The organism is Microbacterium sp. AZCO (assembly GCF_039614715.1).
GTDB lineage: Bacteria > Actinomycetota > Actinomycetes > Actinomycetales > Microbacteriaceae > Microbacterium.
Genome location: NZ_CP154857.1, coordinates 3218900 through 3230186 on the forward strand (window position 1 = coordinate 3218900; position 11287 = coordinate 3230186).

Annotated in this window: 9 protein-coding genes; 8 read left to right on the forward strand and 1 reads right to left on the reverse strand. The window is 72.7% G+C overall.

Features of this window, described 5'->3' with window-relative positions; all coding sequences use genetic code 11:
* Positions 1 to 63: 63 nt before the first annotated feature.
* From AAIB33_RS14700 to AAIB33_RS14735, 8 genes are all read left to right on the forward strand, one after another.
* Positions 64 to 837, forward strand: a complete 774-nt coding sequence (locus AAIB33_RS14700; RefSeq protein WP_345800708.1) for an FHA domain-containing protein — start codon at positions 64 to 66, stop codon at positions 835 to 837.
* A complete protein-coding gene (locus AAIB33_RS14705) occupies positions 834 to 1916 on the forward strand; it encodes a DUF6177 family protein (protein WP_345800709.1) in 1083 nt (360 codons plus the stop codon). Before AAIB33_RS14700 ends, AAIB33_RS14705 begins: the two co-directional genes overlap by 4 nt.
* A complete protein-coding gene (locus AAIB33_RS14710; protein ID WP_345800710.1) occupies positions 1916 to 2188 on the forward strand; it encodes a hypothetical protein in 273 nt (90 codons plus the stop codon). The genes AAIB33_RS14705 and AAIB33_RS14710 overlap by 1 nt, the downstream gene beginning before the upstream one ends.
* Complete coding sequence (locus AAIB33_RS14715) at positions 2188 to 3531, forward strand: EsaB/YukD family protein (RefSeq protein WP_345800711.1); 1344 nt, start codon at positions 2188 to 2190, stop codon at positions 3529 to 3531. The genes AAIB33_RS14710 and AAIB33_RS14715 overlap by 1 nt, the downstream gene beginning before the upstream one ends.
* Positions 3528 to 4313, forward strand: a complete 786-nt coding sequence (locus AAIB33_RS14720) for a hypothetical protein (protein WP_345800712.1) — start codon at positions 3528 to 3530, stop codon at positions 4311 to 4313. The genes AAIB33_RS14715 and AAIB33_RS14720 overlap by 4 nt, the downstream gene beginning before the upstream one ends.
* On the forward strand, positions 4310 to 8422 hold the full coding sequence (gene eccCa, locus AAIB33_RS14725) for a type VII secretion protein EccCa (protein WP_345800713.1): 4113 nt from the start codon (positions 4310 to 4312) through the stop codon (positions 8420 to 8422). The genes AAIB33_RS14720 and eccCa overlap by 4 nt, the downstream gene beginning before the upstream one ends.
* Before the next feature lie 65 nt (positions 8423 to 8487).
* Positions 8488 to 8982, forward strand: a complete 495-nt coding sequence (locus tag AAIB33_RS14730) for an Imm61 family immunity protein (RefSeq protein WP_345800714.1) — start codon at positions 8488 to 8490, stop codon at positions 8980 to 8982.
* A gap of 114 nt (positions 8983 to 9096) precedes the next feature.
* Positions 9097 to 9486, forward strand: a complete 390-nt coding sequence (locus AAIB33_RS14735) for a hypothetical protein (protein WP_345800715.1) — start codon at positions 9097 to 9099, stop codon at positions 9484 to 9486.
* Positions 9487 to 9821: 335 nt separating this feature from the next.
* On the opposite strand, the gene AAIB33_RS14740 is transcribed toward AAIB33_RS14735, so the two are convergent.
* Entirely contained in the window at positions 9822 to 11207 is a 1386-nt protein-coding gene (locus AAIB33_RS14740; protein WP_345800716.1) for a glycine--tRNA ligase, read from the reverse strand.
* Positions 11208 to 11287: the final 80 nt, after the last annotated feature.

An 11287-nucleotide genomic window follows, 5' to 3' on the forward strand; every position in this document is an offset into this window, starting at 1 on the left:
AGGCGCAGCAGATGGTGGCCGTACGCTCGTATCGATTGTTGACGAAGGACTGATGAAGGGCCAGTGATCTCCGAGACCAACCGCCCCGCTCACGTCGATCCGCTCGTGCTCACGGCGCCCGCCCGCGCCGGCCAGCGAATCGGCGCGCTCCTCGTCGACGCGCTTCTGCCGGTGGCCTTCGCCGTCATCGCCGCCCTCTTCGCCGCCGGCGGACTCTCCGGACTCGCGTGGGTGTTCGGGCTCCTCGCCATCGCGGCGATCGCCGTCGCCGTCGCGACGGTCGCCCGCACCGGCCGGTCGCTCGGGCGCATCGCGACCGCCACGCGAACCGTCGAGCGCTCGACGGGCGCCGCGGCCGGGGCATCCCTCGTCCGCTCATTCTTCACGGGCGGGCTCGGCACCTTCGACGTGCACCGCGGCCGCGACCCGTTCGCACCCGCTCTCGCCCCGTTCGAGTTCCCCGCCGTCGCGCCCGCCGCCGCGGCACCGTCACCGGATGCCCTGCGCCGGCTCGCCCCCGTGCTCGAGCTGGACTCGGGGCAGCGTTTCTCACTCGAGGCGCCTCTGGTTCTCGGGCGCAATCCCTCGGCCCCCGTGGATGCCCCGGCCGACGAGTACCGCTGGGCCGACATCTCGCGCACGCTCTCGAAGTCGCATGCGCGGCTCGAGTGGGACGGACGCCTCGTGTGGGTCACGGATCTCGGCTCGACCAACGGCACGGTGCTGCGAACCGCGGGCGCGCCGCAGCCGCTGATCGCGTTCCAGCGCACGCCGCTTCCCGGCGACGCGACGCTCGAACTGGGTGACCGTGTCGTGACCGTGAGGGCTCCCGCGTGAGCGTCGAGATCGACCACCCGCTGCTCGACGGCCGGGGGCCGGGCTGGGCGGCGACCGAGACGCGGGCCGACATCGTGGCGCTCACTGTCGGCATGAGCGACTTCCTCTCGCGCGTCGTCGCGGCCGGCGAGCGCCCGATCGTCGTATCGGGCGAATTCTCGCGGATGACGCAGCCTCTAAGCGAAGCCCTGTCGGCGGTGGGCGGTCACTGGGTCGTGCGCACGGCCGACGACGGCTGCTTCGACGCCCGCACCGGCGCACGGCTCGATCGTCCCGAATCAGTGATGGCCGCGCCGTCGCTGACGACCGCCGGGGTGCACCCCGCCTTCGTGCGCCCCGCGATCGCCACGCGCCTGCAGTTCGTCGCGACGGTGTCGACGCGGCATCGCGTCACCCGACCCGTCCGCCTCGGCGGCGTGCTCGAAGCCGCATCCGAGGCCTTCACAGGCGGCCCACCGTCGGCGTGGGGCCCGACGGAGCCGCTCGTCGCCCCGTGGGACCGGGACGACCTCACCGAGTACACGCGGCGGCGAATGCCCCTCGACACCCGATGGGCCGCGGTCGCACCGGGCGAGCACCCCTTCATCGGCACGCTGCAGGCCGCCCGGACGGGCGAGGGGCTCGAGGAGACGACGCGCGTGTGGGCCGACGTCGCCGGCGCGGGCGAGGCGCGCATCGGCGCGATCGACCTCGAGGCGCGCCGGTTCCTCGCGGATGCGGCGGGGATCGGGATGCCGCTCCTGGGCGTCGCCTTCGCCACGATCGGCTCTCCCGACCTGGCTCGCCGCGCCACGGCGTCCCCGCCGCCCGAGCCCCTCGCGCTGCTCATCGGGCCACCCGGCGTGCGGGCGTCGGGACTCGACGTCAAGCGCTGGGCCGCGGAATTCGGGGCGGCCGTCGTCGGCAGCCCGCGGCTCCCCGGCGTCCTCGTCGCCCTCGGCTCCGCCGACGGCGGCGGGTGGGAGCGCCTCGGCCAGGCGCTCGGCACTCTCGATCCCGCGCGCACCGCCGATCTCCTCGCCCTCTCGCCCCGCGTCGCGGCGCAGCTGCATGACCGTTCACCCGAAAGCGAGACCTGATGCCCGATCAGAAGGACACCGTCCTCATCGAGCAGGCGAAGCTCCAGCGCATGCGACTCGGTTCAGCGCTGCTCTTCGGCAGCATCGACGAGCGGCGTACCGTCAACGACCACCTGCGCCGGCTCGCGGCATCCGTCATCGTCGCCGCCGTCGCGTGCGCCGCGTGCGTCGGCGTCGCCTTCGTCATCCAGCTCCTGGCGGATCGAGCGGATGCCGCGCCCGCGGCGCCCTCATCGAGCCGGTCCATGATCGTCGCCACGGAGGTGGACTGATGTACACGCGTCTCACCGTCGCCGGCGCCGCGCGCCGCGCCGAAGTCGTCGTCGCGAACGAGGAGCCCCTCGGCGCCACGCTCCCCCGGCTCGTCGAGCTGCTCGGCGAGCCCGGCGGCACCGTCGCCCGACCGCTCACGCTTGTCGCAGCAGACGGCGAGCAGCTCGATATCGCGCGCTCACCCCAGCAGCTCGACCTCGCCGACGGCACGCTGCTGCGGCTCGTGCGCCTCGACGCGGCTCCGCCTCCTCCCGTCGTGATCGACGTGACGGATGCCGCGGCCCTCGCGCACGACAGGCGCGCGGACCGCTGGGACGACCGCGGCCGCGCCATCGCGGGCGGGACGGGTGTTGCCCTCGCCGCCGCAGCCGCCGGCTCCGTCGCCCCCTACGGTTCTGCGTTCGTCGCGGCGTGGGTGCTGCTCGCGGCGTTCGCCGTGCTCGCCGCCGTCGCCACCGTCCTCGGGCTCATGCGCGTGCGCGGGGTCTCGGCCGCGCTCAGCGCCGCGGCGGTCGGGGTCGCCGTCCCGCTCTCCCTCACGGCTCTCACTGCGGCACCGTCCGCCGGGTACTCGACAGCCACAGCCGCGCTGATCGCCGTCGCGGTGTTCGTGGCGGCAGGGTCGACGGTCGTGCTGCTGGGCCTCGGGTTCGGCCTCCATCGCCCGGGCGCCGCCGCAGGCGGAGCTGTCGGAGGGGTGCTCGGATCACTGCTCCTCACGCTTCTCCTCTTCGGTGTGCCCGCGCCCGCGGCGGCCGCGATCACCGGGACGATCGCCGCCCTCGCGACGGGGCCGCTGCCCTGGATCGCGCTCTCGGCGGCGGGGCTCGCGGCTCTCGACCGGCGGGTGGCCGACGGCGAGCGCGTCGCGCGGCCTCGGGCGATGGCATCCATCGACGAGGCGTACACGGCCCTCACATGGAGCGTCGTGACGATCGCCGCCCTGCTCGCGGCGACGGGCGTCGCGCTCGTGCTCGCGGGCGAACTGTGGAGCGGGCTCCTCGCGCTCGCGATCACGCTGGTCGGGGCGCTTCGCGCCCGCGCGTTCCCCCTGCGCGCCCAGGTGTGGTCGCTGTGGGCCGCCGTCGCCGCCATCGCGCTCACGGCCGTCACCGTCCACCTCACGGGTCCGCTCGCCTGGGTCGGCGTCGTCGTCGCGGGCCTCGCCGCCGTGGTCATCGCGACCGCCGCAATCGTGCGGCCCGCCGATCACACCCGCGCGCGCCTGCGCGGTCTCGGCAACGTCGTCGAGACCCTCGCCGTCGTCGCCCTCATCCCGCTGCTGCTCGGCGCACTCGGTGTCTACGCCGAGCTGCTCGGCATGTTCGGGGGCGGCGCGTGACCGTCGACGTCCGTGCACTGCCGTCGGCCCTCTTCGGGAGCGCCGTGGCCCGGCGCACGGCTCTGACGGAATGGGATGCCTCGATCCGCGGCACCCTTCCCACCGCTCGTCGCATCGGAGTGGTGTCGCTCGACACCGGCGCGGGCGCCACGACCCTCGCCGAGCAGGTCGTGCGCATCCTCGCCGCGCGGCGGGCCGACCCCGTCCTCGCGATCGACGTCGCGGGTGGCGGACTCGCCGCGCGGCTCGGGGCGGCCGCGACGGCGCCGAGCGAGACGCGCGCGGGCGCCCGGACCACGGCGGACGCCGTCACGGGCCTCGACGGGGGCGACGGGTGGTTCGCGCTCCACCCGGCCGCTGCCGACAGCGCGGTCGGAGCCTGGCTCGTCGAGGCGGCGCCGATCACCCGCTTCTTCGACGTCTCGGTCACCGATTTCGGCGTGCGGCATCCCCTCGTCGACCTCGCGCAGTGCGCCGCGCTCTGCGATGTCGTGTGCCTCGTGAGCTCGAACCGGCGGGCTCCCGCCGAGCTCGCGCGCGCCATCGCACCCGCGATCACCGCGCTTCCCGAAAGCCCCGTCCCCGTCCTGGCCCTCGTCGATCGCGCGAACGACGGCGACGCCGTGTCGCGCGCCATGACGGGCGACGCGTGGCCCGTCGTCGGGATTCCCTTCGACCGCGGCCTCAAGGCCGGTGCCGAGCCCGGGCGGCGGGCGACTGGCCATGCCCTCCTCCGGCTCGTCGCGACGCTCGTCTCCGGACGCAAGGCGGTCGCCGCATGACGATCCGCGTCGTGCATCGCCCTGCTCGCGTCACCGAGCCGCTCGACGAACCCTCGGAGCTCGTCCTCGCGCCACCGCCCCCCATCGGCGAGAGCACGGCGGGGTTCCCCCTCCAGTCACTCCTGCCGATCGTCGGCAGCCTCTCGTCGATCACGATGATCGTGCTGCTGCGCAACAACCCGATCATGGTGGTCGTCGGCGCCGTGATCCTCGTGGTCGCTCTCGTCGGCGGTCTCGGGATGGCCTTCACGGCCCGCGGCAACGCCGCCCGCCAGCGGCGCGTGCAGCGCGAGCGCTATCTCGACTACCTTGAGAACCTGCGTGCCACCGTGCGCGAGACGGCGGACGCGCGCCGCGACGCCGCGCTCGCCCTGGATCCGGATCCCGCGACGCTCGTCGAGATCGGCACCGATCCCGCGCGGCGCTGGGAACGGCGCCCGGGAGACGCAGACTTCCTCCGCGTGCGGCTCGGCACGGGCGACCTGCGAGCCGTCGACGTGCGCCTCCCCGACGAGCAGAACCCCGTCCAGCCCTTCGACCCCGTCATGAAGGGCGCCGCCGAGCGTGTCGTACGCCTGGCGGGCGTCGCACAGGGCATGCCCGCCGTCGTCGACCTCGGGCGAGGCGGCCACGTGTCGATCGTCGGCGCACGCCCCGACACGGTCGCCGTCTGCCGCGCGCTCGCGGCGCAGATCGCGGCCTTCCACTCCCCCGACGACGTCCACCTCGCCGCCGTCGTGCCTGCGTCGGAGCGCGAGCTCTGGCGAGGCTTCGACCTCCTTCCCCACGCGTCGGCGGCGGCCGCCCCCGCGGGTCAGGCAGCAGCCCGGCGCGTCGCGCCGACGCTCGATGAACTCCTCGCACTCATCGGCGACGAGCTGCGCGACCGCATCGCCTCGGCGGCGGCCACGCGCCGCAGCGGGCGGCGCACGAAGCCCGGCCGCCTCGTGATCTTCATCGACGAGGGGACGGATGCCGCGACCGCTCTCCCCCGGCTCGATTCGGCGCTCGATCTCGCCGACCTCGGCATCACCGTCGTCCACGTCGTCGACGACCGCCTCAAAGAGCCCTCGGCCGTCACGGCCCGAGTGACGGTCGAGGGCGGCACCGCGACGATCGAGACGCCCGGCACCCGCGAGGACGCCGTGCGCGGCATCCGTCCCGATCTCGTCTCGACAGAGCTGCTCGAGGTCATCGCGCGGCCGCTCGCGGGTCTGCGGCTCACGCGCACGAGTGCGATCGACGCCCAGACGACCCTGGCGCCCGACGTCGCCGAGCTGCTCGGCATCGCCGATGTCGACGCGATCGATGTGCGCGCTGCCTGGCAGCCCCGCACGGCGGGCGACTTCCTCCGCGTGCCGATCGGCGTCGACGACCGCGGAGCGCCCGTCCTCCTCGACCTCAAGGAGTCGGCGCAGCTCGGCATGGGACCGCACGGCATCTGCATCGGCGCGACGGGATCCGGCAAGAGCGAGCTGCTGCGCACGCTCATCCTCGGCCTCGCCCTGACGCATTCGCCCGACGACCTGAGCATGATCCTCGTCGACTACAAGGGCGGCGCGGCATTCGCCCCCTTCGCGGGGCTGCCTCACGTCGCGGGAATAATCGACAACCTCGCGGACGACCCGCAGCTCACGGAGCGAGCACGCGAGAGCATCCAGGGCGAGGTCATCCGACGCCAGCGTCTGCTGAAGGACGCGGGGAACGCGGCATCCATCGGCCACTACCGCCAGCTGCGCCGCGAGCGGCCCGACCTGCCGGCGCTGCCACACCTGTTCCTCGTGATCGACGAGTTCGGCGAGCTGCTGACGGCCGAGCCCGACTTCGTCGAGCTGCTCCTCACGATCGGGCGCATCGGACGCTCGATCGGCGTGCATCTGCTGCTCTCGAGCCAGCGGATCGAGGGCGGGCGGCTGCGCGGCCTCGACACGTACCTCTCGTACCGGATCGGCCTGCGGACGTTCTCGGAGTCGGAGTCGGCCGTCGTGCTCGACTCGCCCGACGCGTTCCATCTGCCCGCGATCCCGGGCTTCGGGTATCTCAAAGTCGACACGTCGGTGTACACGCGCTTCCGCGCGGGCTACGTGTCAGGCCCCGTCCCCGACCGCGCCGAAGCCGGTCCCGTACGGCTCGACGCGCCGCTCGTCCTGGAGCTGCCCGCGTACGACCGGGCACCCGAGCAGGACGACGAGCCGGATCGTCCCGGCGAACCCGAGACACCGACCACCGGCCGGACCCTCGTGCAGGCGGCGACGTCCCGCCTCTCCCGCGGCGTCGCGCGCACGCGGCCGGTGTGGCTGCCGCCTCTTCCCACCGTCCTGACGCTCGGCGGCGTGCTGTCGGCGGCCGAAGGACAGGGCGGCGGACTGCACGCGCCCCTGGGCCTCCTCGACGACCCGACCCGCCAGCGGCAGGCGCCGTGGCTCCTCGACCTCACTCGGTCGGGCGGGCACATCTCGATCACGGGCGCGCCGCAGTCCGGCCGGTCCACGTTCCTGCGCACACTCGCGGCATCCCTCGCGTTCACGCACTCGCCGCGCGACGTCAGCGTGTACGGCATGGACCTCACGGGCGGGGGCCTCACCCGCATCGAGCCGTTCCCGCACGTCGGCGGGGTCGCGACGCGCGGTCACCGCGAGCGCCTCACGCGCCTGCTCGAGGAGCTCACGGGCATGCTCGCGACGCGCGAGCGCGTCTTCCGCGAGCACGGCCTCGACTCCCTCGCCGAGATGCGCCGCCGGCACGCCGAGGGGCGCCTCCCCGACCTGCCGAGCGCCGACGTCGTGCTCCTCGTCGACGGGCTCGGGACGCTGCGGACCGACTTCGAAGACCTCGAGGCTCCGCTCGCGCAGCTGCTGGAGCGCGGTGGAAGCTTCGGCATCCACGTCGTCGTGACCCTGACCCGCTGGAACGAGCTGCGCCTCAACCTGCAGTCGCTCATCGGCACGCGCCTCGAGCTCAAGCTCAACGATCCCGCCGACTCGCAGGTCGCGCGCAAGCTCTCGTCGACCCTCCGCGCGGACGAGCCCGGCCGCGTGCTCACCGACGACAAGCTCTTCGCACAGGTCGCCCTGCCGCTCCTCGAAGAGGTCGACGACGCCGACATCGGCGAGGCCCTGGAGCGCATCGCCCGCGAGAGCGCCGAGCGCTGGGGCGGACCGGGGGCCGCGCCGATCCGCCTCCTGCCCGAGGAGCTCTCGCCGCTCGACCTCCCCGACGCACTCGACGAGCCCGACGAGATCCCCGTGGGTCTCCGGCAGGACACGATGCAGCCGATCCTGCTCGACCTCGCGAGCCGCGATCCGCACCTGCTCGTGCTCGGCGACGCGCGCTGCGGGAAGACGACGGTCCTCCGCGGCGTCGTGCAGGGAGCGATCGACCGGCACTCGCCCGAGGAGCTCGTCATCGGGCTCATGGACCCGCGCGGCGACCTCGCGGGCGACATTCCCGACGACTACCTCGGCGGCCACGCCACGTCGGGCCGCCAGGCTCGTCAGCTCGCCGAGTCGATCGCCGTCGAACTCGAGAAGCGCGTCGCCGACCGCTCCGTCGGCGGTCCGCGCATCCTCGTGATCGCCGACGACTTCGACATTCTCGCGGCGGGCGGCGCCGAGCCCCTGAGGCCACTCCTGCCCTACCTCGCCTCGGCGCGCGACCTCCGGCTCGACGTCGTGATCGCGCGGCCGGTCGCGGGTGCGTCGCGCGCCATGTTCGACGTCGCGCTGCAGGGCGTGCGCGACACCGGCGGCACGGCGCTCATCATGTCGGGCGACCGTGCCGAGGGGCAGCTGCTCCCCAAGCTCTACGCCGAGCCGATGGTCGCGGGCCGCGGACGCCTCGCGCGCCGCGGCGAGCGTCCCGCGCTCGTGCAGATCGCGCATTTCCAGCCGACGGCGACGGATGCCGCGCCCTCCGCACTGACCGAGACCCCGACGTCACCCTTGCCCGTCGATGCGCCGGAGATGGCGGACCCGGCTGAGGCCGCGGCATCCATCTCTCTCGTTGAAGCGCTCTCCCAGGAGCCGAGGATTTCCGCGATCGAACCCGACTCGCCCGCGACCGAGCCCGTTCATCTCACGCGGCGCAGGCGGCGCGAGGACGTCTCGTGAAATTCCGCAATCCCGTATTCGGGGGACAGGCGGCCGCATGGAGGCCCGCACCGGAAGGTTCTGCGATGAATGGCGAATTCGAGGCATGGGCGGCAGAGGCCGGGTACGAGGTCTTCCGCGAGCCTGATTCCATCGTGATCGCGTCGGTGAACGGCGGCGAGATCCGGTACGAGGTCACCGTCGCAGGAGAGGTCGTGACGGTTACTCGGGCTGAGCGCGCTGAGGATCCTGCCCCGCAGCTTCGGTCGACGGACGTGCTCGACGCGGAACGCTATCTCACGGCTCAGTTGGGGATCGACCTGCGCTCCCGGCGTGAGCTTCCCCGGCTCTCGTTCCCCTATGAGCCGGAAGATGCGGCCCCAGGCTTCCACTTCGAGAAGCTCGACGGAGGGTGGGCGACGCTCCTCCGGTCGAGCGGCGAGATCATTCCCGCCGCGCTCAAGGACACGTCCATGAACCCCGTGGTGCGGTTCTCCTATTACGTCGATGCGAGCACGGAAGAGATCCGCCGCTCGTTCGCCGACCCTTCGGGCGCGCCGCTCTTCACCTTCGTGGTGTGATGTGATCGCGATCGGCGATGGCGACCGGATCAACCCCATGGTCCCGAGCGGGCATCTCAGCGGCGATCGTCGCGTTCAACTCGTCGTCGAATCTGGCCCAGTCAGGAGGAATGGATGCCGCGCAGCAGCGTCGCATTGACCCCCACGCCGCTGAGCGGCGACGTGATCGTGGCGGCGGCCGGTCAGGTCCAGGAGCAGCATCCCGACCTCGAGGCCCTCGAAGCACGCGCGGTCGACAACGGCGCAGTCCTGCAGATCGTCGCGGACGACGAAGTGGTGCTGTCGGTCCTGCGGCCCCGGATGCTCCCGACCCTCGACGAGGTCGGACGCCTCCTGCCGACCATCGACGCGCCCGCCGAGACCAAGTGGTGGACCGACGCCTACACGCCCTGGCAGCCCGCCGGGGCGGTCGGCGTGGCGATCCTCGAAGCGGCGGCCGAGGCATCCGGTGGTCTTGTCGTTCACCAGGGACTCGCACCCGCCCGCCGGGCAAGCGCCGACTGACGTCAGCGCGAGGTGCGCGAAGGCACGCCGGAGCAGCACGCCGGAGCAGCACGCCCTCGTCGCGTTCGCAGCCGTCCACGGCGTGGCGACCCTGGCCACCGACGACCTGCTCGACGGCGTGCCCTGGCAGGCCGCCGCCGATTCCACGATCGAGTTCGTCCGGCGCGGCCTCGCCCCCTGAGCTGCGGCGCCACCCCCGGGAGAGCTGCAGTTTCCTGCGAGCGCGGCACTACGCGGTCCGAGCGCTGCAGTTTCCTGCGAGCGCGCCGTCGCGCGACGCAGCGGTCGCAGGAAACTGGCGCGCTCGCGCGGCGCACGGCCGCGGACGACGGAGGTCAGGCCCCGCGCAGGCGCTCCCCGAGGAAGCGCTCGAGGCCCTCGAGCGGCACGCGCTCCTGGCCCATCGTGTCGCGGTCGCGGACCGTCGCGGCCTGGTCGTCGAGCGAGTCGAAGTCGACCGTGATGCAGAAGGGCGTGCCGATCTCGTCCTGGCGACGGTAGCGGCGGCCGATGGCGCCGGCGTCGTCGAAGTCGACGCTCCAGTGGCCGCGGAGGTCGTCGGCGAGCTTGCGGGCGACGGGCGAGAGGTTCTCGTTGCGCGACAGCGGGAGCACGGCTGCCTTCACCGGGGCGAGGCGCGGGTCGAGCTTCAGGACAGTGCGGGTGTCGAAGCCGCCCTTCGCGTTGGGCGCCTGCTCCTCGTGATACGCGTCGACGAGGAACGCCATCATCGAGCGCGTGAGGCCGAAGGAGGGCTCGATGACGTACGGGATGTACTTCTCGCCCGACGCCTGGTCGAAGTACGACAGGCTCTGCCCGGACGCCTCGGAGTGCGAGCCGAGGTCGTAGTCGGTGCGGTTGGCGACGCCCATGAGCTCGCCCCACTCCTTGCCCGCGAAGCCGAAGCGGTACTCGATGTCGATCGTCCCGTCGGAGTAGTGCGCGCGATCCTCTTCGGGCACGTCGAAGCGGCGCATGTTGGCCGGGTCGATCCCGAGGTCGACGAACCAGTTCCAGCACTCCTCGACCCAGTGCTCGAACCACTCCTGCGCCTCAGCCGGCGGAACGAAGTACTCGATCTCCATCTGCTCGAACTCGCGCGTGCGGAAGATGAAGTTGCCCGGCGTGATCTCGTTGCGGAACGCCTTGCCGACCTGGCCGATGCCGAACGGCGGCTTCTTGCGCGAGGCCGTCACGACGTTCGTGAAGTTCACGAAGATGCCCTGGGCCGTCTCTGGGCGCAGGAAGTGCAGGCCCGACTCGTCGTCGACGACACCGAGGTAGGTCTTGACCAGGCCCGAGAAGGCCTTCGGCTCGGTGTACTGGCCCTTCGTGCCGCAGTTGGGGCACGGCACGTCGGCCAGCCCGTTCTCGGCCGTGCGGCCCTTACGTGCTTCGAAGTCCTCGATGAGGTTGTCGGCGCGGAAACGCTTGTGGCAGTTGAGGCACTCGACGAGGGGGTCGGTGAAGGTCGCGACGTGACCGGATGCCTCCCACACGCGCTTCGGCAGGATCACCGACGAGTCGAGGCCGACCATGTCGCCGCGACCACGCACGAACGTCTGCCACCACTGGCGGCGGATGTTCTCTTTGAGCTCTGTGCCCAGGGGACCGTAGTCCCACGCCGAGCGGGATCCGCCGTAGATCTCCCCCGCCTGGAAGACGAACCCGCGGTGACGGGCGAGGGCGGTGACTTTGTCGAGGCGGGACTGCTCGGCCACGGTGGCTCCAATGGTCGGGATCGTGCGGGGGATTCGCGGAATCGCGGGAAGCCGCGTCAAGCCGCGGCATCCGTCAATCC